Annotated in this window: 29 protein-coding genes; 11 read left to right on the top strand and 18 right to left on the bottom strand. The window is 67.7% G+C overall.

Features of this window, described 5'->3' with window-relative positions:
* Nucleotides 1–51: 51 nt before the first annotated feature.
* Together GGQ93_RS06855 and GGQ93_RS06850 are read right to left on the bottom strand one after the other, a co-directional pair.
* Nucleotides 52–750, bottom strand: coding sequence for a hypothetical protein (locus GGQ93_RS06855; protein WP_054765407.1), 699 nt, complete (start codon nt 748–750; stop codon nt 52–54).
* Nucleotides 751–824: 74 nt separating this feature from the next.
* On the bottom strand, nt 825–1748 hold the full coding sequence (locus tag GGQ93_RS06850) for an Hsp33 family molecular chaperone (protein ID WP_054766903.1): 924 nt from the start codon (nt 1746–1748) through the stop codon (nt 825–827).
* Between the two features lie 282 nt (nt 1749–2030).
* On the opposite strand from GGQ93_RS06850, the gene GGQ93_RS06845 reads away from it, so the two are divergent.
* The 3 genes from GGQ93_RS06845 to GGQ93_RS06835 all read left to right on the top strand — a co-directional run bounded on the left by GGQ93_RS06845 (nt 2031) and on the right by GGQ93_RS06835 (nt 6516).
* Nucleotides 2031–2582 (top strand): YtxH domain-containing protein, encoded by a 552-nt coding sequence (locus tag GGQ93_RS06845; RefSeq protein WP_152951095.1) that lies wholly within the window; start codon nt 2031–2033, stop codon nt 2580–2582.
* Between the two features lie 121 nt (nt 2583–2703).
* Complete coding sequence (serA, locus tag GGQ93_RS16510; protein ID WP_183215914.1) at nt 2704–4596, top strand: phosphoglycerate dehydrogenase; 1893 nt, start codon at nt 2704–2706, stop codon at nt 4594–4596.
* A gap of 114 nt (nt 4597–4710) precedes the next feature.
* The gene (locus tag GGQ93_RS06835; protein ID WP_183215912.1) at nt 4711–6516 is read left to right on the top strand and encodes an autotransporter domain-containing protein; all 1806 of its coding nucleotides are present in this window, start codon (nt 4711–4713) and stop codon (nt 6514–6516) included.
* A 22-nt stretch (nt 6517–6538) separates the two neighbouring features.
* Here GGQ93_RS06835 and GGQ93_RS06830 read toward each other — a convergent pair whose 3' ends face one another.
* A complete protein-coding gene (locus GGQ93_RS06830; RefSeq protein ID WP_183215910.1) occupies nt 6539–7102 on the bottom strand; it encodes a GGDEF domain-containing protein in 564 nt (187 codons plus the stop codon).
* Between the two features lie 178 nt (nt 7103–7280).
* Between GGQ93_RS06830 and purE the strand changes: the two genes are divergently transcribed.
* Together purE and GGQ93_RS06820 are read left to right on the top strand one after the other, a co-directional pair.
* Entirely contained in the window at nt 7281–7772 is a 492-nt protein-coding gene (gene purE / locus GGQ93_RS06825) for a 5-(carboxyamino)imidazole ribonucleotide mutase (RefSeq protein WP_152949906.1), read from the top strand.
* A complete protein-coding gene (locus tag GGQ93_RS06820; protein WP_054765412.1) occupies nt 7773–8855 on the top strand; it encodes a 5-(carboxyamino)imidazole ribonucleotide synthase in 1083 nt (360 codons plus the stop codon).
* A gap of 24 nt (nt 8856–8879) precedes the next feature.
* Here the strand turns inward: GGQ93_RS06820 and GGQ93_RS06815 are convergent, their stop codons facing one another.
* The gene (locus tag GGQ93_RS06815; RefSeq protein WP_182713922.1) at nt 8880–9209 is read right to left on the bottom strand and encodes a DUF7709 family protein; all 330 of its coding nucleotides are present in this window, start codon (nt 9207–9209) and stop codon (nt 8880–8882) included.
* 122 nt (nt 9210–9331) lie between these two features.
* A complete protein-coding gene (locus tag GGQ93_RS06810) occupies nt 9332–9979 on the bottom strand; it encodes a COQ9 family protein (RefSeq protein WP_152949918.1) in 648 nt (215 codons plus the stop codon).
* Between the two features lie 188 nt (nt 9980–10167).
* Between GGQ93_RS06810 and rpsU the strand changes: the two genes are divergently transcribed.
* Nucleotides 10168–10410, top strand: a complete 243-nt coding sequence (rpsU, locus tag GGQ93_RS06805; RefSeq protein WP_183216107.1) for a 30S ribosomal protein S21 — start codon at nt 10168–10170, stop codon at nt 10408–10410.
* 112 nt (nt 10411–10522) lie between these two features.
* On the opposite strand, the gene GGQ93_RS06800 is transcribed toward rpsU, so the two are convergent.
* The 8 genes from GGQ93_RS06800 to GGQ93_RS06765 all read right to left on the bottom strand — a co-directional run bounded on the left by GGQ93_RS06800 (nt 10523) and on the right by GGQ93_RS06765 (nt 17708).
* Nucleotides 10523–11884 carry an ABC transporter permease gene (locus GGQ93_RS06800; protein WP_182713923.1) on the bottom strand — a complete coding sequence of 454 codons (1362 nt, stop codon included), beginning with the start codon at nt 11882–11884 and terminating at the stop codon, nt 10523–10525.
* Nucleotides 11881–12831: an ABC transporter ATP-binding protein gene (locus GGQ93_RS06795; protein ID WP_054765416.1), complete on the bottom strand. Its 951-nt coding sequence runs from the start codon at nt 12829–12831 to the stop codon at nt 11881–11883. The genes GGQ93_RS06800 and GGQ93_RS06795 overlap by 4 nt, the downstream gene beginning before the upstream one ends.
* A 75-nt stretch (nt 12832–12906) precedes the next feature.
* Nucleotides 12907–14793, bottom strand: coding sequence for a CocE/NonD family hydrolase (locus tag GGQ93_RS06790; RefSeq protein WP_183215908.1), 1887 nt, complete (start codon nt 14791–14793; stop codon nt 12907–12909).
* Between the two features lie 70 nt (nt 14794–14863).
* The gene (locus GGQ93_RS06785; RefSeq protein ID WP_054765418.1) at nt 14864–15496 is read right to left on the bottom strand and encodes a M23 family metallopeptidase; all 633 of its coding nucleotides are present in this window, start codon (nt 15494–15496) and stop codon (nt 14864–14866) included.
* Nucleotides 15497–15653: 157 nt separating this feature from the next.
* Nucleotides 15654–16274: an SAM-dependent methyltransferase gene (locus GGQ93_RS06780; RefSeq protein ID WP_183215906.1), complete on the bottom strand. Its 621-nt coding sequence runs from the start codon at nt 16272–16274 to the stop codon at nt 15654–15656.
* Between the two features lie 67 nt (nt 16275–16341).
* Nucleotides 16342–16566 carry a YdcH family protein gene (locus tag GGQ93_RS06775; RefSeq protein ID WP_054765420.1) on the bottom strand — a complete coding sequence of 75 codons (225 nt, stop codon included), beginning with the start codon at nt 16564–16566 and terminating at the stop codon, nt 16342–16344.
* 48 nt (nt 16567–16614) lie between these two features.
* Nucleotides 16615–17112 (bottom strand): TIGR02444 family protein, encoded by a 498-nt coding sequence (locus GGQ93_RS06770; RefSeq protein WP_183215904.1) that lies wholly within the window; start codon nt 17110–17112, stop codon nt 16615–16617.
* A complete protein-coding gene (locus tag GGQ93_RS06765; protein ID WP_183215903.1) occupies nt 17109–17708 on the bottom strand; it encodes a UbiX family flavin prenyltransferase in 600 nt (199 codons plus the stop codon). The genes GGQ93_RS06770 and GGQ93_RS06765 overlap by 4 nt, the downstream gene beginning before the upstream one ends.
* A gap of 115 nt (nt 17709–17823) precedes the next feature.
* Between GGQ93_RS06765 and GGQ93_RS06760 the strand changes: the two genes are divergently transcribed.
* On the top strand, nt 17824–17997 hold the full coding sequence (locus GGQ93_RS06760) for a YdcH family protein (protein WP_054765422.1): 174 nt from the start codon (nt 17824–17826) through the stop codon (nt 17995–17997).
* Nucleotides 17998–18164: 167 nt separating this feature from the next.
* Here GGQ93_RS06760 and GGQ93_RS06755 read toward each other — a convergent pair whose 3' ends face one another.
* Nucleotides 18165–18833, bottom strand: a complete 669-nt coding sequence (locus GGQ93_RS06755; RefSeq protein WP_054765423.1) for a DUF1013 domain-containing protein — start codon at nt 18831–18833, stop codon at nt 18165–18167.
* Between the two features lie 221 nt (nt 18834–19054).
* On the opposite strand from GGQ93_RS06755, the gene GGQ93_RS06750 reads away from it, so the two are divergent.
* Nucleotides 19055–19687 carry a beta/gamma crystallin-related protein gene (locus tag GGQ93_RS06750; RefSeq protein WP_183215901.1) on the top strand — a complete coding sequence of 211 codons (633 nt, stop codon included), beginning with the start codon at nt 19055–19057 and terminating at the stop codon, nt 19685–19687.
* A 6-nt stretch (nt 19688–19693) separates the two neighbouring features.
* Here GGQ93_RS06750 and GGQ93_RS06745 read toward each other — a convergent pair whose 3' ends face one another.
* Entirely contained in the window at nt 19694–20665 is a 972-nt protein-coding gene (locus GGQ93_RS06745; RefSeq protein ID WP_183215899.1) for an NAD(P)H-quinone oxidoreductase, read from the bottom strand.
* Between the two features lie 89 nt (nt 20666–20754).
* On the opposite strand from GGQ93_RS06745, the gene GGQ93_RS06740 reads away from it, so the two are divergent.
* Both GGQ93_RS06740 and rcdA read left to right on the top strand, forming a co-directional pair.
* Nucleotides 20755–20958: a DUF1192 domain-containing protein gene (locus tag GGQ93_RS06740; protein ID WP_054765426.1), complete on the top strand. Its 204-nt coding sequence runs from the start codon at nt 20755–20757 to the stop codon at nt 20956–20958.
* A 104-nt stretch (nt 20959–21062) separates the two neighbouring features.
* Nucleotides 21063–21578, top strand: coding sequence for a protease adaptor protein RcdA (gene rcdA, locus GGQ93_RS06735; RefSeq protein ID WP_224761396.1), 516 nt, complete (start codon nt 21063–21065; stop codon nt 21576–21578).
* 18 nt (nt 21579–21596) lie between these two features.
* Here rcdA and GGQ93_RS06730 read toward each other — a convergent pair whose 3' ends face one another.
* On the bottom strand, nt 21597–23159 hold the full coding sequence (locus tag GGQ93_RS06730; protein WP_183215897.1) for a L,D-transpeptidase family protein: 1563 nt from the start codon (nt 23157–23159) through the stop codon (nt 21597–21599).
* A 167-nt stretch (nt 23160–23326) separates the two neighbouring features.
* Nucleotides 23327–23551, bottom strand: a complete 225-nt coding sequence (gene rpmE, locus GGQ93_RS06725; protein ID WP_054765428.1) for a 50S ribosomal protein L31 — start codon at nt 23549–23551, stop codon at nt 23327–23329.
* Nucleotides 23552–23689: 138 nt separating this feature from the next.
* Here rpmE and GGQ93_RS06720 point away from each other — a divergent pair, with 138 nt between their 5' ends.
* A complete protein-coding gene (locus GGQ93_RS06720; RefSeq protein ID WP_183215895.1) occupies nt 23690–25573 on the top strand; it encodes an ABC transporter transmembrane domain-containing protein in 1884 nt (627 codons plus the stop codon).
* Between the two features lie 20 nt (nt 25574–25593).
* On the opposite strand, the gene GGQ93_RS06715 is transcribed toward GGQ93_RS06720, so the two are convergent.
* The gene (locus GGQ93_RS06715; RefSeq protein ID WP_183215893.1) at nt 25594–26634 is read right to left on the bottom strand and encodes a glycerophosphodiester phosphodiesterase; all 1041 of its coding nucleotides are present in this window, start codon (nt 26632–26634) and stop codon (nt 25594–25596) included.
* Between the last annotated feature and the right edge of the window lie 66 nt (nt 26635–26700).

Genomic DNA, 26700 nt, shown 5'->3' with positions numbered 1-26700 from the left:
CCTCGCCTGATCTGTGGCGGGACGCGACCGCGGCCGCGTCCCGCCGTAGGATCAGAAGCCCTTGACGGTCAGGCTGTTGCCGATCGACGTGGCGGCGGCGTCGATCTTGCCGGAGACGGCGCCGACCGACAGGTTCGTCACGGCGTTCAGAGGCGCGGCGTGGGCGAACTGGTTGGAGGACAGGTTGGCCACGTCGGCGGTCACATTGGCGATGTTGCCGCCGGCGATGGCGCTGACGGTCAGATCGCCGCCGACCGAACCCAGCTCGGCGTTGACCACGGCCGACGGATCGCGGTTCAGGATTTGCTGGTTCAGATCGATGCGGCCCGCCTGCGCCACGTCCACCGACGTGTTGTTGGCGATGGCGCTGGAGTTCAGGGTGACGTCCGAGGCCGCGTCGCCGATCTTGGCGTTCAGCGTAGCGTAGGCCTCGCCTTGGAAGACTTGGTTCGAAGACAGGGATTCGACCGACCGGCCCTCGGCCTTGAAGTTGTTGCCGATGGAGGTGGCGGCGGCGGTCACGGTGTCCGCGGCGTGACCGATTGTGGTGTTGACCGTGGCGTTCAAGATCGAGTTCGTGCCGTCGATGCGCTGGGTGTTGGCGATCGACTTGCTCCAGACTGCGTCATAGCAGGGGTCGGTGGGGCGGCAGGTGTTGCTGGTGGTGGTCGTGGTGGCGGTCTGGGCGAAGGCGACAGGCGCGACGCTCAGAGCGGCCAGTGCGGCGGCGGCGGCGATGGCGGTTTTCATGGCGATGTCTCGAATTCGGTCAGAGGGACGGTCCTCCGTCCCCCAGGTCGCAAACACCATGCCTGAATGCCCGATCAGATCTGGGCCGCCACCACCTCGTCCGGTTCCAAGGCGTAGACCGTGGCGCAATATTCGCAGGTGACGTGGATACGCCCGTCGTCCTCGATCATTTCGGCCCGTTCGGCCGGGTCGAAGGAGGCCAGGACCGAGGCGATGCGGTCCTTGGAACACCGACAGACGGCCGTCAGCGGTCGCGCACCCTCCAGCCGGACCCCGTCCTCGTGGAACAGGCGGAACAGCAGGGTTTCGGGCGTGATGGTGGGGTCGATCAGTTCGTCGTCGGCCAGGGTGCCGAACAGGGCGCGGGTGCGGTCCCAGACTTCCTCGGTCGAGCCGCGCGTCTCGTCGCCGGCGATGATCTGGATCATCGCCCCGCCGGCGCGCCACTGGACCCCGGCGCCGGTCTGGACCGAGCCGACGGCTAGGCGCACCTTGGTCGGCACCTGTTCTGACTGCTGGAAATAGTGTTCGGCGCACAGGGACAGGCTCTCGCCCTCGATCGGGGTGATGCCTTGCGTTCGTTCGAAATCAGGACCGCGGTCCAGGGTCATGATGAAAACACCCTGACCCAGCAGGGTCCGGGCGCCCGGCCGCGCGAAGCCCTGAGAGGCCGCCGCCACCTCGTCCTCGTCATAGCGGCAATAGCCCCGCAGCGAGCCGTCCGTGCCATAGTCGGCGACGACATAGCGCACCGGCCCGTCGCCCTGGGCCTGGACCAGGAGCCGGCCTTCGAACTTCAGGCTGGAGCCGATCAGGGCCGCCAGGGCGCAGGCTTCGCCCAGCAGGGCGGCGACCGGCTCAGGATAGGCATGGGCGGCCAGTATGGTGTCGATCGCCGCGCCCAGCCGAACCAGGCGACCGCGCACGGGCCAGCCCTCGATCTGGAAGGCGGCGGCCAGGTCGTCGGAAACAGCGGATTGGGGCGCGTGATCGGTCACGGCAAGGTCCTTGGAAGGCGTCATTTCGGGATCGGGGCTATTTAGGCGCCCGAGACCGGCTTGGTAAGAGGCGCCCTCAACATCCCGCCGGCCGCGCCTCAAGGGCTTGCGCCTGCGCCCAAGCCAGGCATCTTTCTATCTAACCCGGTCGGGTGGGCGGAACCGTTTTTGGCGCGGTTCGCTCCTTCGCTGATGCGGAACCGCCGTTCCGCCTATCGGCCGAACGACGACGGGCGCCGTGACCCGACCGCGAACGGTCTGGATGAAGAGGTTCACTATCCTATGGTCCGTAACTTCAACGCCTTGGACGAAGTCCGCAAACATCCGGGCGTCAGCGCCGGGACCCTGGCCGCCCTTCTGGTCGGCGCCGGTCTGGCCATCTATCTGTCGCAGCGCAGCGGCCCGACCCGCTATGAGCGGATCAAGATGCGGATGAATCCCCGCGGCTGGGTCGATACGGCCGATCTCCGCGACCGGTTGCATGACGCCGTGGACGCTTTCCGCCACCGGGCCGAAGACGCCGGGGAATGGGCTGGCGAGCGCGCCGGCGAATGGTCGCGTGAAGCGCGTCACCGGGCCGCCGACGGCGCCCGTTACGCCCGCGCCCGCGCCGACGGCTGGTTCCACGCAACTCGCAAGGGCTCCAAGAAGGCGCTGAAGAAACAGGGCAAGAAGGCGCGTCACTACGCCGATGAAGCCGGCGCCTACGCCCGGGATCATGCGCGGGAGGGCGGGGCCTTGCTCGCCGTCGCGACCCTTGCGGCTGCGATCGGCGCCGTCGTTCTGGAAAGCCGCAGGCCGGACAGCCGCGTGCGCCGTATCGCCCGGTTCTGAGATTTCTTGCCGCCCGCAGCTCGGAATATCGCGGCGGGCGGCAAGGATTAAGCGCAACTGATCGCCTTCTTCAGCACGCCTCGGCTTTGCCGCAGGCGCGAAGGCGTCTAAGACGCGCTCCATGACTGCGCGCCCCACCCTGATCTTCGACTTTGATTCGACCCTGGTCGATTTCGAGACACTGGAAGCCTTGGCCGACCTCGCCTTGGCGGACTCGCCTCAGGCTGAGGCGACGCGGGCCGAGATCGCCGCCCTGACCGATCAGGCCATGGCGGGCGACCTCGCTTTTGGGGAGGCGCTGCGTCGGCGTCTGGCCCTGCTGCCCCTGACCCGCGACCATGTGCAGTCCCTGGCGGAGCGCGCGTCCGACCGGCTGACCGCCTCTGTGCGGCGCAATCTGACCTTCTTCCAGCAGCACAAGGGCAGGGTGGTCATTCTGTCCGGCGGCTTCCGCGAAGTGATCGCGCCGGTGGCCGAACTGCTGGGCGTTTCGCCCGACCGGGTGCTGTGCAACGACCTGATCTATGACGCGGACGGGCGGGTGACGGGCGTCGACGACGCCAATCCCCTGTCCCACGCCGACGGCAAGCCGGCGGTGATCCACGCCCTGAACCTGTCGGGTCGCGTCGTCATGGTCGGCGACGGCTGGAACGACGCCGAGGTCAAGCTGGCCGGAGCGGCCGACGCCTTCTACGCCTTCACCGAGGTCGCGCGCCGTCCGTCGGTGATCGAGGTCGCCGACGCCGAAGCTGCTTCTCTGGATGAGGTGCTGCACGCCGAGGGCCTGTCGGGCCGCTGGTCCTTTCCGCGCAGCCGGATGAAGATGTTGCTGCTGGAGAACATCCACCCCGTAGCCGTCGAGCGGCTGGAGGAGGCCGGTTATTCCGTCGAGACCATGAAGGGCGCCTTGGACGAGGACGATCTGATCGCCGCCATCAAGGGCGTGCATGTGTTGGGCATCCGCTCGAAGACCACCGTCAGTCGCCGTGTGCTGGAGGAGGCCGATCGGTTGATGGCGGTGGCCGCCTTCTGCATCGGCACCAACCAGATCGACTTAGAGGCCGCCGCCGATCACGGGGTGGCGGTGTTCAACGCCCCCTATTCGAACACCCGCTCGGTCGTGGAACTGGCCATCGGACTGATGATCGTCCTGATGCGCGACGTGCCCGACAAGTCCGCCGCCATGCACGTCGGAAAATGGAACAAGTCGGCGACCGGGTCCAAGGAGCTGCGCGGCAAGACCCTGGGAATCGTCGGTTACGGCGCCATCGGCAGCCAGCTGTCGGTGCTGGCCGAAAACCTGGGCATGCGGGTGCTGTTCTACGACCTGTCGGAACGGCTCGCCCTGGGCAACGCCCGGCGTATGCGGTCGCTGGACGCCCTCTTGGCCGAGAGCGACGTGGTGACCCTGCACGTCGACGGGCGGCGCGAAAACGCCAACATCTTCGGCGCGACCCAGTTCGCCCGGATGAAGGAGGGGGCGCTGTTTCTGAACCTGTCGCGCGGCCATGTGGTGGACGTCGGCGCCCTGGCCCAGGCCATGGGGTCCGGCCGGATCGCCGGGGCGGCGGTCGACGTCTTCCCGGAAGAACCGCGCACCAATTCCGACCCATTCGAAAGCCCGCTTCAGGGGCTGAAGAACATGATCCTGACGCCGCACATCGGCGGATCGACTGAGGAGGCCCAGGAAGCCATCGCCGAGTTCGCGGCCGAGCGCCTGCTGGGCTATCTGAACCGGGGCGACACCACCTTCAGCGTCAATCTGCCGAATGTGCAACTGGCCGAGGTCTCCGGCGCGCACCGCATCCTGCACATCCACAAGAACCAGCCGGGGGTCTTGGCCGACCTTAACCGGGCGCTCGCGGCGGCGGGTCTGAACATCCTGGGTCAGCATCTGAAGACCGACGAACGCACCGGCTATGTCATCACCGATGTGGACAAGGACTACGATCCGGAGGCGCTGCGCACGCTGAAGACGGTGATCGGCACCCTGAAGTTCCGCACCCTGCATTAAGCGTCTGCGACATATTCTTTCCGAAGACTGACGTAACGGCATCTTGCGCTCTTCGCAGAGTGGCGCATCCTCCCGACCTAACGGCCGCGACACAGACGGCTGTGGGAGGAACATATGTCACGCTATCTCAACGGCGCCGCCGCCGCGGCCCTGGCGCTCGCCGCCTGCGCCTTCGCGGGTTCGGCCTCGGCCCAGACCTATAATCGCCTGGTCGTCTTCGGCGACAGTCTGAGCGACAACGGCAACCTCTATCTGGCCTCGGCGGGCACGCAGCCGCCGTCGCCGCCCTATTATCAAGGCCGGTTCTCTACCGGCCCGGTCTTTACGGAGTTGCTGGGCTTCAACGCCGTCAACTTCAACGGGTCGGTCAGCGGCAGCATCAACTACGCCTTCGGCGGCGCCCGTACCGATTCGTCGGCCGGCCCGCCGCCAGGCATGCTGACCCAGTTGGCCGCCTACACCAGCCGCGGCGGAACCTTCGGGGCCAATGACCTGGTCAGCGTCCTGGGCGGCGCCAATGACATCTTCCAGGGTCTGCCTGCCGCCGGCGCCTCCTCCAGCCCGGTCGCCGCCATCACCCCGGTCGCGACCGGCGCGGCGGCCAACGTCAACAGCCTGGTCAACAGCGTGGCCGGAGCAGGCGCGGGGACCATACTGGTCACCAACCTGCCCAAACTCAGCCTGACGCCCCAGTTCCGAGGCACGACAGCGGCGCCCTTGGCGGATTATGCGGTGACCACCTTCAACACCGCCCTGCAAACGGGCCTGACCGCAACGGCGGCCGCCCGTCCAGGCAGCAACATCATCATGATGGACCTGTTCAAGATCGGCGACACCTTGGCGGCCAATCCCGGCCAATTCGGTGTGACCAACGTCACCCAGGCCTGTTTCAACGGGGTGACGGTCTGTTCGAACCCCGCCAGCTACTTCTACTTCGACGGGGTGCATCCGACCGCGACGGGGCACCAGATCATCGCCCGGCTGGCGACCGACTACCTCTATTATGGCGACATCGGCGCCCAGGCGGCCTTGCAGGGGGAGACCGCCTTCCGGCACCGTGAAGACGCGCTGGACGCCGCCAGCGAGGCCCTGTCCGGCCGCGAGGCCTGGGAGGCGGGCGTGGCGATCACCGCCTCGGCCATGGTCGACAGCGTCGAGACGGATGCGCGCGGCTCGGTCACCGATTCGTCCAGCGACGGCTGGGGCGCTCGCATCGCCCTGGAAGCCGGTCCGTCGGAACATTGGCGTTTCGGCATGGCCGGGACGGCCCGCACCAGCGAGGTCGAAAGCCAGGCCTTGACCTTCAGCGTCGAAAGTTTCGGCCTGGACCTGTACGGCGGCTGGCGCTCGGGCGACCTGTTCGTCAATGCGGCGGTCGGGGTGGCGCGCGACAATATCGACGACATCCAACGCACCACCAGCCTGGCGCCGATCGTCCATACGGCCGAGACACGCGCCCTCAGCACCGGCGCGCGTTTGCAGGGCGGGATGTGGTTCGAGATGGGGGGCCTGGCCCTGTCGCCTCGCGCCGCCGTCACCTGGGCGACCAGCGACGTCGACGGCTATTGGGAGCAGGGCGTCGCCGCCCAGTACCAGTACGAAGACCGCGAGATGAAGGCGATCAGCGGCGAGGTCGCTTTGCGGGCCGAGGCGGAGATGGGCCGTTTCGCCCTGTTCGCCGAGGGCGGCTATCGCGACGCCCTGGACGACAGTTCGGATCCGGTCCGCGTCGGCCTGTACAATAATCCGGCCCAGGTGCTGGAGCGTGAGGTGGAGGAACCCTTCGGCGGCCAGTTCCTGGCCTCGGCGGGGGTCGAGGGCTCGGTCGGCCCTGTGAAGGTGTCGGTGGCCTATCGTGGTCGCTACGGCGAACACGCCGACAGCCATATGGGCGGCGTCCAGCTGCGCCTGCCCCTGTAGGACGGAAGGCGGGGAAGGGGCCTCAGCGCCCCTTCTTGCGCACCCACATGGCGGCGTCGGCCTCGGTCAGCCAGACCTCGGCGTCCGTATGGCCGTCCCAGGCGCGGACCCCGAAAGAGCCCCCCAGGGGGGTGCGTTCGCCGTTCCAGACGAAGCCTTCGGTCTCCAGAGCCTCGGCCAGCTGTCGCGCCTTGGCCCGCCCGTCTTCCTGGCCGGCGTTCAGCATCAAGAGGGCGAATTCGTCACCGCCCAGGCGGCCCACGGCGTCGGATTCCCGCAGATGGCCGATCATGATCCGCGCAACGGCCACCAGGGCCGCATCCCCGGCGGCGTGACCCAGGCGGTCGTTCACCCCCTTGAACCCATCCATATCCAGATAAAGCAGAACTGCCGGCACCTCATGCCGCTGGCAATAGGCCATGGCCCTTTGTAGGGCGGCGACGAAGCCTCGACGGTTCAGGGCCGGGGTCAGGACGTCGTGATCGGCCGCCGCCTCGGCCGCCGCCGCGCGCTGTTTCCAGGCGTCCAGCTCGGCGCGCAGGCGCGCGATCTCGGCGGTCAGGTCGTGTTCGGCCACGTCGGTCACGGCGCAGGCAGGCTCCGGCGGCGCGACTCAGACGGACGCGCGATAGGTCGATGTTAGAGGCTGGACGGCAGAGATTGAAGGCGGCGCGGCGCGGATTCCCGCGATGAACCGGCGCTGTTCGGTTGCGGCGGCGCCCCGTGTGCTGTAACGGGCGCCTTTCCGTGAGGGGCCTTGAACTATGGCGACTTCCGCAACGCCGGTGGCGATCATCATGGGCAGCCGTTCGGACTGGCCGACGATGAAGCTGGCCGCCGACAAGCTGGATCAGCTGGGCGTCGCCTGGACGGCCAAGGTCGTCAGCGCCCACCGCACCCCGCAGCGACTGGTCGAGTTCTCCACCGGCGCCAAGGCGGCAGGCTTCAAGGTCATTATCGCCGGAGCCGGGGGCGCCGCCCATCTGCCGGGCATGGCCGCCTCGATGACGGACCTGCCGGTGCTGGGCGTGCCGGTTCAGTCCAAGGCGCTGAAGGGCATGGATAGTCTGCTGTCGATCGTGCAGATGCCGGCCGGCGTGCCGGTCGCCACACTGGCCATCGGCGAGGCGGGCGCCGCCAACGCCGGCATCCTCGCTGCCCAGATCCTGGCCCTGTCGGATGAAGCCCTGGCCCAGCGCCTCGCCGCCTTCCGCGCCGCCCTGACCGATTCCGTCGCCGAAACCGTCGAGGACTGAGTGCCCCAGCTTCCGCTTCCCCCAGGCTCCACCCTCGGCATCCTCGGCGGAGGACAGCTGGGTCGGATGCTGAGCCAGGCCGCCTCGCGCCTTGGCTTCGACGTCGTGATCCTGGATCCGGAACCGAACAGCCCTGCGGGCCGCGTGTCCCATAGCCAGATCGTCGCCGCCTATGACGATCCCGAGGCCCTCACGGCGCTCGGCCGCGCCGCCGACGTCGTGACCTTCGAGTTCGAGAATGTGCCGGCCGCCTCCATCGAGCGGCTGGCCGAGGCCGGCGCCCTGGTCGCGCCGGGGCCGACCGCGCTTCGCGTGTCGCAGGATCGGGTGGACGAAAAGACCTTCCTGAACGCCGTCGGCGCCCCGACGGTGGATTTCGCCGTGGTCGATACGCTGGACGACCTGGTCGTCGGCCTGACGGAGCTGGGCCTGCCCGCCCTGCTGAAGACCCGGCGCGAAGGCTATGACGGCAAGGGCCAGGTCTGGATCCACGCCATCGAGGACGCGCCCGCCGCCCTGGAAAGCCTGGGCGGCCGTCCGGCGATCCTGGAGGCCAGGGCGACCTTCGTGCGCGAACTGTCGGTCATCGCCGCCCGCGACTGGGACGGTCATATGGCGGTCTATCCGCTGGGCGAGAACCGGCACGAGGGCGGGGTGCTGCGCACGACCCTGGCCCCCGCGGCCGTCGACGAAAAGACCCAGGTGCGCGCCCGCGCCATCGCCGAGGCGATCCTGGACGGTCTGGACTATGTGGGCGTGATCGGGGTCGAGCTGTTCGACCTCGGAGACGACGTTCTGCTGGTCAATGAGATCGCCCCGCGCGTCCACAATACCGGCCACTGGACTCAGGACGGCTGCGTCTGTGACCAGTTCGAACAGCATATCCGCGCGGTGGCCGGCTGGCCCCTCGGCCCCACGGCGGCCCATGCCCGGATCGAGATGAAGAATCTGCTGGGCGACGAGGTCGATCAATGGCGCGCCCTGTCCGCCAAGGCCGACGAACGGCTGCACCTCTACGGCAAGGCCGAGGCTCGACCGGGCCGCAAGATGGCCCATGTGAACCGGGTGTTGGGGACGGTCTGAGGCCGTCTGTGGCGATCGCTTCGGTCAGCGACCCGATTCGTCGACGATGTGAGCCAGCGCCAGTCGCCCGACGAAGGCTCGTCCCGGATTGTCGCCGGCGCACCATTCGTGCGGGCTGAACAGGTCGAACAGGCCGATCTTGGCCAGTGTGGGCACGGCCAGTTCCAACTGGCGCTCCACATCGCCCCGTGCGCCCTGATTATAATGTTCGATGTTGAGCAACATGGTGGCGACCGTGCCGGTCTGGACCGTGCTGCCGTCCTTCAACTTCACAGCGGGCAGGCGTTCCCCATCCGCCACAAGCTTCTGGTTGATCGCGTTCAAGGCGGTCGTGTGAAGAATCTCGTCGGCCATGCGCATCGCTCCTGGGACTGAAGCTTAGCTGGCGCTCACCCGTCTCGAATGCAACGCTGCGCAGCGACACTCGAATGCAACGCTGCGCAGCGACAAAGGAGCGAAAGCGGCGAGACGAGCGCCTAACCTCGCGCCCCATAACGGATGCGACTCAGCACATCCGTCACCTTGCGGAACGGCGCCTCGAAATCCTTGCCAGCCTTCCACTTTTCGAAGGCCATGACGTTTTCGATGCGGCGAGCGACAAAGGCTTCCGCCGCCTCGCTGCCGTCGAACCAGCGCATCGTCAGGGCGGGAATCAGTATGCCCGACAGGATGGTCCGCTTCGAATAGTGGTTCCAGTCGGTCGATTCATCCCCAGCCCAGCGCCACAGATGGTCGGCCGTCTCCCACGCCAGCTTCAGCCCCAGATCGGTGTTGGTCGGCAGGGCCAGGAAGGCGGCGCAGCGGCGCGTCGCCTCCAGATCGGCGGCGCCGGCCTCCATCCGTTCGGACACGGCGCGGGCGATTCGCTCGCGAATCTTCAGCGACTTGGGATCGACGGCGCCCAGGGCCTCCAGGGCGCGCGCGTCGTGGCGGCGCGACAGCAGGGCCGCCAGATCCCGCGCGCCGTTGGGCAGCAGCAGTTCCTCATCCCCCACCGAGAGGCCGCAGGCTTCGCACGCCTCCCGGACCAATCGGGCGTTCCAGCCCAGGGCGGGGGCGCGGGCGACGGCGGCGTCCAGCACGGTCTGTTCGGTCTGATCGGCCCAATCGTCGGTCTGTGTCATTGGCGGATCATACGCCCGTCTTTTCGGGGTTTCGAGCCTGGAAGAATGGTTGCGACGAACTGGACAGACGCGGCGGGCTCGTGTATCAGCCCGCCTTCATCCGAGAGCCTCGCTCCCGGGAGAGGATTTTATTTGTCTGCCCGTCTCCCTTCGAAAGGACGCGGCGGGCGGCCAAAGGAGAGATACCCCTGGTTCAGATTTTCGTCCGCGACAACAACGTCGATCAAGCGCAGAAAGCCCTCAAGAAGAAGATGCAGCGCGAAGGCAGCTTCCGTGAAATGAAGCGCCACGTGCACTACGAAAAGCCTTCGGAAAAGCGCGCCCGCCAAAAGGCCGAGGCCGTCCGTCGCGCCCGCAAGCTGGCCCGCAAGCGCGCCCAACGCGAAGGCCTGCTGCCTGCGCCCAAGCCGCGCGTCCCCGGCGGCCGCTAAGGCTCAGCCCGAAAGGGCTCAGGCGTAGGCCGAAAGATCAAAGGCCGCTTCCCTCGGGAAGCGGCCTTTTTCTTGTCGCCTCCGTGGTGCGAGGCGGAGAGGAGGCGGCGCCTCATCCCCGTCCCGTCACCGCCCGTCCGAACGTCTTCCAGCTCAGCTTCACGTCTGACAGGGCGCCGGCGCGGAAGGCGCGGCCAGCGATCCAGACCATCAGGGCGGCGGTGGCGAACATGCCGATCAAGGTCAGAACGACCTCGATCAGGGGCGGATCGCTGGGCGCCCGCGCGCTCATCAGGAAGGGGGTGAAGAAGGGTATCCACGACAGGACCTTCACCACCGGCGCATCAGGGCTGGTCAGGGCCATCTGCATGACCAGGATCGGCACGACCAGGATCATCATGATCGGCCCCATCAGGGTCTGGGCGTCGCGCGGCGTCTCGCAGAAGGCGCCGATGGCCGCGAACAGCACGGCGTACATCAGATAGCCGCCGACCATATAGGCGATGAAATAGAAGACCAGGCCGCCGTCCAACAGCACCTGGCCGATCGTCGCCGCCGTATCGGGCGAGGCCGACGTCAGCACCGAGGTTCCGATTCCCGCCCAGACCGCCAGCACCGTCAAGGTCAGCATCGCCACCCCCAGAACCTTGCCCGTCAGGATTTCCGAGGCGGAGGCCGAGGACAGCAGCACCTCCAGAATCTTGTTCGACTTCTCCTCCATCACGCTGTTCAGCAGGATGGAGGCGCCGGTGATCACCAGCGACCACAGCAGGAAGCCGGCGCCCAGGCCGATGAAGGCCGGAATTCGATCACGCATCGACACCTCGCCCCCGCTGGCGGCGTTTGGCGAAAAGGCCTTCACCTCGGGCTTGAAGGATTCGATCTGCTCGACCAGGGACGGGGCGACGCCTGCAGCGGTCAGGGCCTGGTCCCGGTAGCCGGTCCGCAGGGCGTTGCGGACGAAGTCGGCGACGTCATTGTCCATGGCCCGCGCGGTCCAGACCTGGGCCTGGGGCTTGCCGTCGACGCGGCTCAAGAAGACCACGGCGTCCACGCGCCGGTCCTTGGACGCATCCTTGTCCAGCACCTCGCGCAAGGCCGCCTCACGTGCGGCGCCGGGCGCCGCGACGGTGAGGGCGGGCGGGGCGTCGATCAGCCGCATCTTCGGACCGCTGATGGAGGCGGCGGCGCGGCCGGCCGCGGCCTGGCCCTTCTGGGCTGCTTCCTGCACCCGCTCCGCCAGACGGTCCTTCTCTTCCTGAAGGGCGGCGCGCACCTCGGCGGCCAGGCCGGTCGCCGCCGGACCGTCCTCGATCACCGTCACTACCTTGATCGGTTCCGCCGAGCGGATCAGCAGGGGGATGCCCCCGCCCAGGACGGCGAACATCGGAAAGGCCAGAAGCGACAGCCAAAAGCCCACGGTCTTGGCGTAGGCGACATATTCGCGGCGGGCGATCAGCAGGGTGCGTTTCATTGGACCGCCTCCGCGCGGACGGCGGGTTGATCGGGATTGTCGCCGGTCAGGCCGATGAAGGCGTCATGCAGGGTCGGTTCCTTCAGGGCGAAGCCCCGGACGTCCAGCCCGCTCAGGAAGGCGGCCTTCAGCGTGTCTTGGCCCCCCGCGCCGGCCGCCAGCACGATCTTCAGTCGGCGCACCCCGTCCTGATCGGACAGGGTCTCGACCCCCGCCACGCCGGGCAGGGCGCCGGCCGCCTCGGGCGAGATGGCGCCTTCCAGGTCCAGGACGCGGGGGGAGGTGGCCTTGGCCTCCTCGACCGTGCCTTCGAACGCCTTACGCCCCTTGGCCAGCAGCACCACCTTGTCGCACAGCCGTTCGGCATGCTGCATCACATGGGTCGAGAACAGGACCGTCGCCCCGTCCGCCGCCAGGCCGCGGATCATCTCCTCCAGCCCCTGCTGGTTCATCGGATCGAGGCCTGAGAAGGGCTCGTCCAGGATGACGAACTCGGGCCGGTGCACCACGGCGGCGATCAACTGAACCTTCTGAGCCATCCCCTTGGACAACTCCTTCATCTTCTTCTTCTGCGCCGCGCCCAGGCCCTGCTGCTCCAGCAACTGCCTCGCGCGCTTCTTGCCTTCGTGGGAGGGGAGGCCCTTCAGGGCGCCGAAGAAGGCGATGGCCTCCACCGGGGTCATCTTCTTGTAGAGACCGCGCTCCTCAGGCAGGAAGCCGATCCGGTCGCGGACCAGCCGCCCGTCCGGCGCGCCCAGGATGTCGATCCGGCCCGAGGTCGCCGGTTGCAGCCCCAGGATCATCCGCAGGGTTGAGGTCTTGCCCGCCCCGTTCGGCCCCAGAAAGCCGCAGATCGAGCCCTTGGGCACTTCGAAGCTCAGGTCGCGCACGGCGTCGAAACCGCCGTACCGCTTGCTCACGCTTTCCAGCGTCAACGCAGCCGTCATTCCGTCTCCCCTTATGATTGCAGCCAGCCTAGCAAGGCGGAAGCGGTTCAGGCCAGCCGCTTCCGCCCCGTCGCCCTATTTCAGGACGGGCAGGTCGATGTAGGAGGCGTCGTCTCCGGCGTGATGCAGGGCGTTGTCGGCGACCCGGCCCTGGGTCTCGCTTTCGTTCGGCCCGCCGGTGTTCAGATTGCGGACGAATTTCGGGAAGTTGGAGCTGGTCACCTCGACCCGGATGCGGTGGCCCGGCTGGAAGGTGTTGCTGATGGTGATCGGCGTGGGCTGCACCGTCGCGATCTGGCCGGGCGTCAGGGGCGTGGGCCGGTCGTAGCCGGTGCGATAGCGGGCCCGCATGATGGTGTCGCCCAGGATATAGGCCGTCCCGTCCGGCGCCACATCCACCAGCTTGACCGCGAAGTCGGTGTCGGGCGCCGATGACGACACCTTCAGCACCGCATCGACGAAGCCCGTCACCTGCATCGGCTCGGTCAGCGGGTCCGAGGTATAGACCAGCACGTCGTCGCGCGCCTCGATCTGACGCTGGTCAAAGGCGCCGGCCGTGACCAGCCCGCCGTTGCAGCAGTCGCCGCCGCCGATGGTCTGGACCGGGTTCATCGGATCATAGCGATAGCGGTCGGCCTGTTCGCCCGCCGGCGGCGCCTCGGGGCTCAGCCGGCCGTCGCCGTTCAGACTGTTGGCCGCCCCGCCGGATCGCAGATACATCCGCACGGTCTGGACGCCGGCCGGCGGCCACTGGGCGGCGGTGCGCCATTCGTTCTGGCCCATGTTGAAATATTGGACGTGCGGCGTGCTGTCGGGGAAGGCGCGGCGCTCGCCCTTCAGCCAACGGTCGAACCAGGCCAGGACCAGGCCGTCCGCGTCGAAACTGGCGTCGCCCAGGTCGCGATCGCCCGAGCGGAAACCGGCCTTCAGCCCGGCGAAGGCGCAGTGAGTGTTCGGCCCCACCACCACATACTGGTTCTCGGCCGCCTCGCGGTCCTGGGTGGTCGAGCGAGCGTGATTGAACAGCTCCATGTTCGGCCCGATGGAGACGTCGTACCAGCTGTTGAACCACAGGGCCGGCACGCCCCAGCCCATGTCGTCGTGATAGAGGCCGCCCTCGCGCCAGGCCGGATCGGCGGGCGTGCGGGCGATCAGTTCCTCGAAGGTCGCGGGGGGCTCGCCCAGGTCCTTCAGCATCTCGTTGACCGGCAGATGGCGGATCTGGCTGGGCCAGTTCACCTCGGGCTTCTTGGCGTCCAAGTCGTTGTAGCGGACGATGCGGGCGCGGGTCTCCTGGTCCGTCTCCGCCGGGATCTGGGCGCGAAGCGGATTGTCGACACCGTACAGCCAGACGAAGAAAAGATTGCGCGGCACGCCGCCGGTGTACCAGTTGCCCTGTTCCTGGAACCGCCCGACCTTGCCGATTCCCGCGCCCGACGCCTGGGGGACCATGGCCGCATGGGCGGGATGGTTCTGGGCCGCCAGCGCCAGCTGCCATTCGGCCGAAGACGAGCAGCCCAGGGTGCCGACCTTGCCGTTCGACCAGGGCTGAGCCGCGATCCAGCTCAGGGCGTCATAGCCGTCGGTCTGGGGATAGCCCAGGATCTGATAGTCCCCGCCCGAGAAATAGCGCCCCCGCTCGTTCTGAATGACCAGGGCATAGCCGCGGCTGACCCAGGTCAGGGCGCTGCGGGTGGTGCGGGGGTTATAGGCCAGCTCATTATAGGGAGTGCGGATGAAGACGGTCGGCAGGGGTCCCTGGGCGTTCTTGGGCCGATAGATGTTGGTGGCCAGTCCGACTCCGTCGCGCATCGGCATCATGACCGCCATCTGCACATCGGCGATGCGGGACAGTTCGGTCTGGGCGGCCGCATCGCTGTACCGGCCATAGTCCTGGGCGGCGACCGCGGCGGGCGTAGCCGCCAGTACGGCCGCGACGACGGCGGCGACGATTCTGTTCATGATGATGCCCCTCCAAAAAGCTTGCAGAAGGTTAGGCTGCAAAGAAGGGCGCGGCAATCTTTCGCCGGGATCAGTCCTTCGCCTTGACCGCCACCTTGAAATGGCGGCCCACGATCTTGGCCGGGTTCACCTGGGCGCCGCTGCGGCGCACTTCGAAATGCAGATGGGGGCCTGTCGAATAGCCGGTCGAGCCGACCAGGCCGATTCGCTGTCCGCTCGTCACCAGATCGCCGCTGGCCACATCAATGCGGCTGAGGTGGCCGTAAAGGGTGCTGAGGCCGTTCGGATGGCGCACCTCGATAAAGGCGCCGTAGCCCCCGGCCTCATAGCCGGTGCGGACGATCCGGCCCTCTGCAGCGGTGAAGACCGACGTTCCCTTGGGCGCGGCGATGTCCACGCCCTTGTGCGCGCGGGCGCGGGCCTCGATCGCCAGCTTGCGCAGGCCGAAGGGGGAGTTGATCGCATAGCCGCGCACGGGGGCGGAAAACCCGATCTCCCGCATCACCGGACCGGCCTTTTCGACCTGAGCCTTCACCGGCGGGGCCACGGGCTCGGCCGCAACTGTCGGCGCCGCTTCGCGCGTCACGCCGGGGGCGGCGGCGGCGGCCAGCAGGGCCACGGTCGCAAAGGCGGCGGTCTGGCCGCCGTGGATCAATAGGCTTTTGCAACGCGCCAGGGGCGCGTCGGTCAGCAGGCGTCGCATTCGGCGGCGTCTCCAGCTTGGACAGGCTCTGGATTGAGCCGGAGCATGGAGCGACACGCGCGGGCGCGTTCGAAACCGTCATGCTCCTGGAAGCGGCGCTTATGCTCCTAGGCTGGGGCGACTTTTGGACCCTGATCGGGCCGGGATGGGGCTGGGCCTAATCCAGCGGGCGTCGCGCGACCAGGTCGATCAGGGCCGAACGGCCCCTGTGGCCGGCGCCTTCGTCCAGATCAGCCTCATAGGCGTGTAAGTGCTCGATCCCGAAATCGCCGAACGCCGCCTCCAGCAGTTCAGGGGTGTAGAGCTGTTCGACCTGGGAGGGACCCCCGGTGCCGTAGTCCAGCTGGCGCGGCGTATAGCCGTGCAACAGGATCAGGCCGCCCGGCTTCACCGACCGCTTCATGCCCTCAAAGATCGCCGCACGGAAGTCGGGTGGCGCGAACTGGATGAAGACCGCCGCCACGGCGTCATAGGCCGCTTCCGGCCAGGTCCAGCCCTCGAGGTCCTGGATCTGAAAATCCACCTCGACCCCCTCGCGGGCGGCCAGGCGTTTTGCCTTGTCCTGCGCGGCCGGCGAGATGTCGGTGGCGGTCACCTGGTGGCCAAGTCGGGCCAGATAGACGGCGTTCCTGCCCTCGCCGTCGGCGGGCGTCAGAATCCGACTGCGGGGCTTCAGCCGGTCGGCGTGCGTCACCACGAACTGGCTGGGCGCCGTGCCGAAAACATAGTCGGCAGTCGCCGCATAGCGCGCGTCCCAGCCGTCACTCAAGGTCGCCATGATCGGTCTCCATTCCTGCGAATGGGTATCATTTGCGACCATTCGGCGCAACCCAAGCCGCTGGACCTCAGGCGATGATGTCCGGCAGGATCTGATCCTCGATTTTGACGATCTCGTCCTTCAGCGCCAGCTTCTTGCGCTTCAGCCTGGCGATCAGCAGTTGATCAGGCACGGCCGCCTCGGACAGGGCGTCGATCGAGGCCGAGAGGTCGGCGTGCTCCTGGCGCAGCAATTTGACGCGGGCGTGAAGCGCCGCTTCTTCCTCGGTGATGTCCGGCACATCGTCGTTCATCGTGCAGTCCATCTTGCAGTCGGTAGAGCCAACATAATCGGACGACCTTCAGGCGGAAAGGGTTTCGGCCAGCCGCTGCAAGGCCGGGCGCGGCGTCACCGGCGCCCAGAGGCGCGCCGTCGCGACCAGGGCCGCCAGGGCGGGGCGCGGGGAGGGGCGGGGCGCGTGGTCGTCCGCTTCGTGGATCAGGGCTTCCAGGGCGGCGAGCAGATGGCGTTCCGCCTCCAGCTCCAGCCCCTTGATCTTCTCGCGGACCGCCAGGCGCGGCGCGTCCTCGATGTCGGCGACCGGCGCCTTCAGGGTGCGGCGAACGGCGCGCAGCGGCGCAACCACGACCCGGTCCCAGGCGCGGGCGATGTCGCAGGCCGCCTCGATCGTCTCGGCGTCGGGTTCATGGCCGGCCGCAGCGGCCCAGGCCGACCACAGCAGCAGGGGAACATTCTGGTCGTGGCTGTCCTGCAAGGCCAGGCAGGCCTCGCTGACGCCGGGTCGCCCATAGGCGGCGACGGCCCAGTCCCACAGGCTGCGCGTTTCGACGGCGGTCACTTCAGCCCGTCCCAGCGCCGCACGGCGCTCCAGTCCAGCCCGAACAGATCCAGGGTCCGCCCCACCGACTGGTCCACCATCTCCAGGATCGATTCCGGCCGCGAATAGAGGGCGGGCAGGGGCGGGGCGATGGTCGCGCCCATTTCGGCCAGGGCCGTCATCGTCCGCAGATGGCCCAGATGGAAGGGCGTCTCACGCACCATCAGCACCAGCGGCCGCCGTTCCTTCAACGTCACGTCGGCGGCGCGGGTCAGAAGCGAGGAGGTCACGCCCGTGGCGATCTCGCTCATCGTCTTGATGGAGCAGGGGGCCACGATCATGCCCAAGGTCTTGAAGGAGCCCGAGGCGATGGTCGCCCCGACGTCGGCCAGTTTGTGAACGACCGAGGCCTTGGCGGTCAGGTCGTCGGGCGACAGATCGGTCTCCTGCGACAATGTGAGCAGGGCGGCCTTGGTCACCACCAGATGGGTCTCGACGCCTAAATCCTTCAGCGCGTCCAGCGTCCGCGCGCCGTAGATCGCGCCGGACGCCCCTGAAATTCCGACCACCATCCGATAAGGAGCAGTCCGTATGGCTCCGTTCACATCATCGACCATTTTTGGGGCCAGCCTCCGTCGTGCCCGGACGAAAAGCAGTCACTGGAATGTGATTCCACAGCCTGCCGAACCGGGCGCTCACTCTACTGGTCCCTAACCAACGGAGGCGCAAGCCATGACCATCGAGGCTCGTATTCGCGAACTGGGTAATCGGCATCGCATGCTGGATCAGACGATCCAGCGAGAACTCAACCATCCGTCCGTGGACACGCTGCAGGTCAAGGAATTGAAGCAGAAGAAGCTTCGCTTGAAGGAAGAGATCACCATTCTGGAGCAGCGGGCCCACTGAGGGTCGCGCACGCTCAGACGACGACGGCCCCGGAGACCGCTCTCCGGGGCCGTTTTTATTCCCGTCATCCTCGGGCTTGACCCGAGGATCGGATGATCCGCCGCTGGTGCGAAGACGTCAGCGCACGGCGCCGGGCCCTCAGGCCAAGCCCGAGCGCGACGGACGGATCAATCCTTGGCGCCGAACACCGATTCCGCCGTCGGCTCGGCGCCGGGACGCTGGCGGGCTTCGGGAACGAATTCCGGCTCTTCCTCGACCTCTTCGGCCACGGGCAGGATGGTGCCGCCGCCGTTCTTCAGATCGTCCTTGGCCTTCTTGTCGGCGGCCTTCTTGACGATCTCGTCCAGGGCCAGCTGACCGACCAGGCCCAGGGTCACCGGATCGACCGGCTTGATGTTGGCGCTGTTCCAGTGGGTGCGGTTGCGCACGCTCTCGATCGTGGACTTGGTCGTGCCCAGCAGTTTGGCGATCTGGGCGTCGGTCACTTCCGGGTGGTTGCGCACGAACCAGGCGATGGCGTCGGGCCGATCCTGACGACGCGACACAGGGGTGTATTTCGGCGCAGGCTTGGCCGACTTCAGCAGTTCGGCATGGCGGCTGACGATCGCCTTCATGCGATAGTTTTCGTCGGCCTGAGCCTTATCCAGCTCTTCGCGAGTCAGTTGGCCGCCGGTGACGGGATCGACGCCGCGGATGTCGCGGGCCACGTCGCCGTCGGCGATGCCGCGGACTTCCAGCGGATGCAGACCGCAGAAGTCGGCGATCTGCTCGAAGCTGAGGGAGGTGTTGTCGACCAGCCAGACCGCAGTGGCCTTGGGCATCAGAATGTCGCTCATGGGGCGTTCGTTCCGGTAGGGTGGGGGCCGCCGAATGAGGGTTCGGCAGACGTTGGATACGACGGCGCCCGGCCTTTCGACCGGGCGCTTATGGTTTCGATATAGGCCTATTCGCCTGAAAAGAAAACGTCGCCCGACATTCTCGTACAGCCACGGTTCATCCGAGGTGCGGCAACCTTCGCCTTAATCGAGGCTTTCGCCTTTGGGAGAGGAGAACCACCATGCCCATTCTGCTCGGCGCCGCCATGGCCGCCGCCCTGGCTTCCGGCCAGGACATCACCACCCAGCGGGTCGCCCCGCGCGGCAGCTACAGCCGGTCCTGCACCGAGGCCTACACCCACCGCGGACGGCTTTACGCCGACTGTCGCGACATGCGGGGCCGCATTCGCGGCACCTCGATCGAACTGGCCCGGTGCGGAGACGCAGAGATCGCCAATATGGACGGCCTTCTGGTCTGCGGCCGCGAGCGGGGGGACTATGAAGATCGTCGTCCGGACTATCCCGGTGGGAACGGCGGATGGAACGGCGAAGACAATGGCGGGGGTTGGGGCGGCGGCTCGGGCGGCGGCTGGAACGGAGGATGGGGCCGGACCTCCATCACCGTCTATGAAAACGCCAACTTCCGCGGCGCCTCGCGCGAGTTCGTCGATGAGGACCGCAACCTGGGCCGCACCCCCTTCAACGACCGGATCAGCTCCATGCGCGTTCGCGGCCGATGGGAGGTCTGCACCGACGCCGAGTTCCGGGGGCGCTGCCGCATCGTCGAAGGCGACGTCCGCTTCCTGAGCGACGGCTTCAACGACCGCATCTCCTCGATGCGGCCGGTGCGGGGCGGGGGGCGTTGGGATCGCTGAGGGCGGTCAAGGCGTCAGCACGAACTTGCCGATGTGATCGCCGGCCTCCAGCGCGCCATGCGCCTCGGCGGCCTTGTCCAACGGATAGACAGCCTGCACCGGCGGTCGCACCGCGCCGGAGGCGACCCAGGGCCAGACCGTCGCCTTAACGGCGGCGGTCAGCCGGGCCTTCTCATCGGCCGATCGGCTCCGAAGGGTCGATCCCGTCAGGACCAGCCGCTTCAGCATGATCCGCATCAGGTCGATTTCGACCACCGATCCGGACAGGGATGCGATGACCACCCAGCGACCGCCGGGCTTCAACGCCTTCAGGTTCAGTTCGGCGTAGTCGCGGCCCACCATGTCCAGCAGCACGTCGACGCCGCCCGCTTCGGCGATTGCGGCCGCCAGGTCGTCGGATCGGGCGTCCAGGCTGACATCGGCGCCCAAAGCCTGGGCCGCCTTCGCCTTGTCCGCCCCGCGCGAGGTGGCGATCACCGCAGCGCCCGCCGCCTTGGCCATTTGGATCGCCGTCACCCCGATCCCGCTCGTCGCCCCGTGGATCAGCAGCGTCTGGCCCGCCTTCAGCCCGCCCGCCTCGAACACATTGGCGAAGACGGTGGAGACGGTCTCGGGCAGGGCGGCCGCCTGAACGAAGGACAGGCCCTCCGGGATCGGCAGAACGTGGCGGGCGTCCACCACCGCCTGTTCGGCATAGCCTCCGCCGCCCAGCAGGGCGCAGACCCGGTCGCCCCGGCGCCACTGGCTTACCCCTTCGCCCAGGGCCGCGATTTCGCCCGCGACCTCCAGTCCCAGGATAGGCGAGGCGCCGGGCGGGGGCGGATAGCCGCCCCGCCGCTGCAGCAGGTCGGGCCGGTTGATTCCGGCCGCGCGCACCTGGATCACCACCTCGCCGGGGCCGGGCGTCGGATCAGCCTGTTCGGCGATCTTCAGCGCCTCAGCCGGACCCGAACCGCCCTCGATCTGGATAAGCCGCATGTCGCCTCCGCTTGCATTCGTCGCAGTCCGCGCGTTCAGATAGGGGTTCCGGCCGACTTCGGCCATACAGGCGCAGAAAGGCGACGACCATGTTCGACGATTTCGAGCCTCGCCCGCGGCGTGGAGAGGCCCTGACCACTCTTGAGCGCGAGGATCTGGACTCCTATTCGATTGAAGATCTGCAGGAGCGGATCGGCGCCCTGACGGCCGAAATCACTCGCGCCCAGACAGCGATCGAGAAGAAACAGGCCAAGAAAAGCGCCGCCGACGCCCTGTTCAGTTTTAGACCCTGATCGCCCGCGTCTCAAATCCGTGGCATGACGGTTGCAAACCCTTCGGCCCAGGCCGTTTGTGGCCCCAAGTCGGAACAAGCCTAACCTTCATGATGATGTCCCCCATGACCCTGAGCGACGATCAAGACATGGCCGCCCGGGCCGAACGCGCTCGCAAGGTGCAGGATTTCACCCGTTCCGAACTGTTCGACCGCACCTTCCGCGAAGGCATGGAACTGGTGGAGGAGACGGCGGCCTATCTGGACGGAGAGGGACGTCGCGATTCCAAGATGCTGTCCCGCTCGGCCGCCCTGGCCTATGCGGCCGAAAGCATGAAGCTGACCACGCGCCTGATGCAGATCGCCTCCTGGCTTCTGGTGCAGCGGGCCGTACGCGAGAACGACATGACGGCCGAGACCGCCTGCGAGCCGCGCTATCGTCTGAACGACCGCAAGATCGAGAGCCAGCCCAGCCACGCGGAACTGCCGATCGCCCTGGTCGAATATCTGGTCCGGTCGGAAAAACTGTTCGACCGCGCCCTCTATCTCGACCGCCGCATGTATCTGGAGGCGCCTGAGGAACAGCCGCAGAATCCGGTCCTCAGCCAGCTGGGCCTGCTGGAAGCCGCCTTCAAGGGCTGACGCCTCTAAAGCCCGACCTTACGGCCCGACGTCGTCAGCGTCGCGACGCCCGTCGTCGATCGGTCGAGGCAGGCTGACGGCGATCCCCAGCGCCTGGGCCAGCTTGCCGTCGCGGCCATAGACGTCCTCGCGGAAGGCGACCCGCCCCTGACCGTCCACGAAGGCGGTCCAGTACAGCAGCCGCACCGTGATTTCGCGCCCGGTGGTCACCCGAGTGGTCTCACGCGTCTGCTGGGCCGTGTCGAACTCCGCCAGCTTGGCGGGATCGGGCGACAGCAGCAGCCGGGCGAATTCCACGGCGTTCTGCACCCGCACGCAGCCATGGCTGCGCTGACGCATGGAAAGGTTGAAGGCGGCCTTGGACGGGGTGTCGTGCAGGAAGATGGCGTAGCTGTCGCGCAGCTCGAACTTCACATAGCCCAGGGCCGACTTCGGCCCGGCGCGCTGGATCACCGTTCCGTTGGCCACATACATGTCGTTGGCCGCCAGATAGCCGGGACCCTTGGGCAGGATTTCGCGCCGTGCGATGCCGGCCGGCACATACCAGGGCGGATTGGCGACCACCGAGGCGAAGGGTTTCTCCAGGCTGGGCGTCTGGTTCTCGGCGGAGCCGACCACCACGCGGTTGGAATGCACCGGCTTTGCATCCTTCCAATAGACCATGATGGCGGCGGCGGTGTTGACCTCGATCCGCTCGGGCGCAACGTCGCGCTTCAGCCAGCGGCGGCGTTCCAGGTTCAGGGCGATCTGACGCGCCCGATCCTCGGCCGAAGCTGAGAGAGAGCGCTGGGTGCCCGTTCCGATGCGGCCGTCGGCGTCCAGGCCGTGCCGCGTCTGGAAGCCCTGGACCGCCTGTTGCAGCTCGGCGCCGTAAGTCAGGCCCTGGGCCTTCAGCCGCGCGCCCTGCGCCGCCGTCAGATCACCCTCGGCCGTCAGCCGGTCGATCAGGGCGGGGATGCGGCGGTCGCTCATGTTGGGTTCGATCGTCGGGCCGGCCGGGAAGGCGGGCCAGCCGCCGCCGGCGGCCAGTCGGCGATAGCGCACATAGCCCGCCGACAGGTTCTGATAGCCGATGTCGGTCGGCGCCAGACCCTCGAACCAGTCCAGCAGGATGTTGCGGGCCAAGGCGTCGCTGAGGCCGCGCGGCAGGTCCACGCGGTTTTTCTGCATTTCCCACAGATCCTCGACCGTCTCGGGCCGCACCTTGCCCTCGGCCAGGACGCGGCCATAGGCCAGGGCCGCCGCCGTCGTGCGCAGATCGGCTGAAGCAGGATCGGCGGCTAGGCCCACGAAGTCGAAATAGTCGCCCGCCGACAGGCCGTGGCGTTCGGCCCGGGCGGCGACGGCGTTCAGGGCGCGCATCCGCTCGCCGGTCCATACCGCCCGCCAGCCGTTCATCTCATAAAAGGCGCGAACGTCCGGTTGCTGGGTTTCCGGCAGGCGCGAAATCTGATCGTTGAAACTGTTGTAGAAGGCGGTGGCCGCCGCAGGGCGCTGGATGGAAACCTGTTGCGCCCGCGCAGCGGAGGCGAGGGCGATCGTCGCCGTTGCGACGCCCAAACCCAGTTCCCGTCTATTCATAACCCGTCCGCTTCTCGATGGCCCGATCCCCGTGAACCGACGCCCTTGTTCTTGCTGATTTGAACGCCGTCCATGTTATCGACGTTCCAGGCAAACAAAAAGCGCCGGCCATCGGACCGGCGCTCTTCGTGACGTGATTGCCGCGATGTGTCGCAGCAAGGACGCGCTTACTTCTTGATGAAGCCGGCGAACTTGTTGTTGAAGCGCGACACGCGGCCGCCGCGGTCCATCAGCTGGGCGTTGCCGCCGGTCCAGGCCGGGTGCGTCGTCGGGTCGATGTCGAGGGCCAGCTTGTCGCCTTCCTTCCCGTAGGTCGAACGGGTCTGATAGGTCGTGCCGTCGGTCATCACCACGGTGATGAAGTGGTAGTCGGGGTGGGTGTCCGCCTTCATGGGTCGTCGTCCGGTCTCTGGGCGCGATGACGATGCCGACCGTCGCTGCGCATGAAATGAGAAACCCGCCAGAAAATCCGGCGGGAATGAGGGGCGGCGTTTACACCGGGGGGCGTTCCGGGGCAAGAGGCGGTCGCAATGACTGATCAATCCGCCGCCTCCGCCCGTTCCGCCAGTCTTCCTGCGGGGCGCGCCGCCGGCGCGGCCAGCCTGGACGGTCGGCCCAGCGCCGGCGCCGTCCTGGCCGAACAGATGTCGGAAGCGGGCGAGAAGCGCGCGAAACGCCGGGACATCCGACCCCTGGCGCGGCTGATTCCCTATGCGCTTCGGCACAAGGGCCACGCCCTCATGGCGGTGTTCTGGCTGCTCTTGTCCACCACCGCCTCCCTGGGGCTGACGGCCCTGGCCCGAGGGGCCATCGACCACGGATTTGAAGACGGCGGCGCGCGCCTGAACCTTTGGTTCCTGCTGCTGGGGGCCAACGCCCTGTTCCTGGGTCTCGCGACCGCCGCCCGCTATTTCTACGTCACACGGACGGGCGAGCGGGTCATCGCCGACCTCCGAAAGGGGCTGTTCGGCCGCATCCTGACGCTGGACCCTTCCTTCTACGCCCATATGCGGACCGGCGAGGTGCTGTCGCGCCTGACGACCGACATCGCCCTGGTCGAGACCCTGATGACGACCTCGGTCTCCTATGCGCTGCGGAACTTCCTGACCCTGATCGGCGGGGTGGTGCTGCTGTTCTTCGTCAGTCCGAAACTGACCGGCCTGGTCCTGTTGATCGTGCCGTTCCTGCTGGGGCCGATCTTCATTTTCGGCCGCCGGGTCCGCAAGCTGACCGTCGCCTCCCAGGACCGGTTCGCCGGCGCCGTCGGCTTCGCCGGTGAAAGCGTGGACGCCGTCGAGACGGTCCAGGCCTTCGGGCGCGAACACAGCGCCATCGCCCGTTTCGGCGCGGCGGTGGAAGACGCCTTTGACGCCTCTCTGAAGCGGATGCGGGCGCGGGCCTGGATGACGGCCCTGATCATCGTCGTCATGTTCGGCGGCGTGACCCTGGTCCTGTGGCTGGGCGCGCGCGATGTGGTGGCCGGTCAGATGACGCCCGGCGCCCTTCTTCAGTTCGTCCTCCTGTCCGTCTTCGCCGCCGGGGCCGTGGGCGCTCTGGGCGAAAGCTGGGGCGATGTGCAGAAGGCCGCCGGCGCCATGGAGCGGATCGAGGAGCTGATGCGGGCCACGCCCGACATCGCGGCCCCCGCCCGGCCCGTCGCCCTGCCCACCCCGCCGCGCGGCGAGGTCTCCATGTCGGCCGTCGATTTCGCCTATCCCGGCCGACCCGATCTTCCGGCCCTGAAGGGGTTCAGCCTGACCGTCCGTCCGGGCGAGACCGTGGCCCTGGTCGGTCCTTCCGGCGCGGGCAAGTCCACCGTCTTCCGCCTTCTGCTCCGCTTCTACGACCCCCAGACCGGTCTGGTCTCGGTCGACGGGGTGGACGTGCGCCAGGCCGATCCCGTCGAGGTTCGCAATCGCTTCGCCTGGGTGTCGCAGGAGACGCCGCTGTTTTCAGGCTCGGCCTTGGAGAACATCCGCTTCGGCCGCGAGACCGCCACCCTGGAAGAGGCCCGCGCCGTCGCCGAAAAGGCCCAGGCCCTGGGCTTCATCGACGCCCTGCCGGAAGGCTTCGACACCCCATTGGGCGAACGCGGCAAGAGCCTGTCGGGCGGTCAGCGCCAGCGTCTGGCCATCGCCCGCGCCCTGGTCCGCGACGCCCCCATCCTGCTGCTGGACGAGGCGACGAGCGCCCTCGACGCCGAAAGCGAACGGCTGGTCCAGGCGGCCCTGGATCAGGCCATGACCGAACGCACCACCCTGGTCATCGCCCACCGCCTCGCCACCGTCCTGCGCGCCGACCGCATCGTCGTCATGGACGACGGCCGTGTGGTGGAGGAGGGGACCCACGCCCAGCTGGTCGCCCAGGGTGGCCTCTACGCCCGCTTGGCCCAGCTTCAGTTTCGGGCGGATTGAGCCGAAGGGCCTTCATTGAATCAAGGATTCGCAGAGCGTCCTGATCGCGCTAGGGCCGGAAAGTCGGTGAAGACGGCGTCCACTCCGGCCTCGGCGAAGGCGGCGGCGTAGCCGGCCATGTCGCCGTGCTCGGCAAAGCCTTCGCCCCGGCGCCGCTCGGCCGGCAGGAAGGCGTTCTCGGCTCTCAGAGTCCAGATCACCACCTTCAGCCCTGCGGCGTGGGCGTCGGCGACCAGGGCGTTCGGCCCGATCGTCCGCCCGTCCGCATCCCTCGGCAGGACCAGGGTCATGTCCGGCGCCGCCCAGTCGGCATAGGCGGCCATGACCTTCAGCCCTTCCGGCGTGATCATCTGGGCATAGGTCAGGTCCGGCCGATCCACGGGCCCGCCCTCGGACGCGATCAACTGGGCCAGGGGCGCGCCGATCCGCCTCGACAGTCGCTCCAGCGGCCCGACCTCGAAACACTGGACGATGATTGGGACGTCGGCGCCGGTCAGGTCCAGTCGTCTCAGCTCGGCCACAAAAGCGTCCTCCATCGGCAGGCCAATGCCGGCGAAATAGGTCGGGTGTTTCAACTCGGGCGCCACCGCTATGGTCCGGCCCGTCCGGGCCGAGGCCTCGCGCGCAATGGCGACCACCTCGTCGAAGGTCAGGATCGGCTCGCGCCCATCATAGGCGGCGCTGCCGGGCCGAAAGGCGGGCAGCCGTTCCTTGGCCCGCAGCGTCTTCAGCTCGGCCAGGGTGAAGTCCTCGGTGAACCAGCCCGTGACCTCGGTCCCGTCGATGGTCTTGGTGGTCTTGCGATCCGCAAACTCCGGCCGTTCGGCGACATCGGTCGTTCCGCTGATCTCGTTCTCGTGCCGGTCGATGAAGACCCCGTCCTTGGATAGCACCAGATCCGGCTCGATCACGTCCGCGCCCTGCTGGATCGCCAGTTCATAGGCCGCCCGCGTATGCTCGGGGCGTTCGCCGGAGGCGCCGCGGTGGGCGATGATCAGCGGCTGGGCCATGGCCGGCGTTCCGACAAGGAGGGCGAGGGCGGTGACGATGGCGCGGATCATGCCCCCTGGATAGGGGCGCCGCGCGACAAGGATATGAACGTCTCCTCCCCACGCAGTGGGGAGGGA

Source organism: Brevundimonas aurantiaca, assembly GCF_014199955.1.
Lineage (GTDB): Bacteria > Pseudomonadota > Alphaproteobacteria > Caulobacterales > Caulobacteraceae > Brevundimonas > Brevundimonas aurantiaca.
This window is presented reverse-complemented; position numbering and strand designations above follow the sequence as displayed.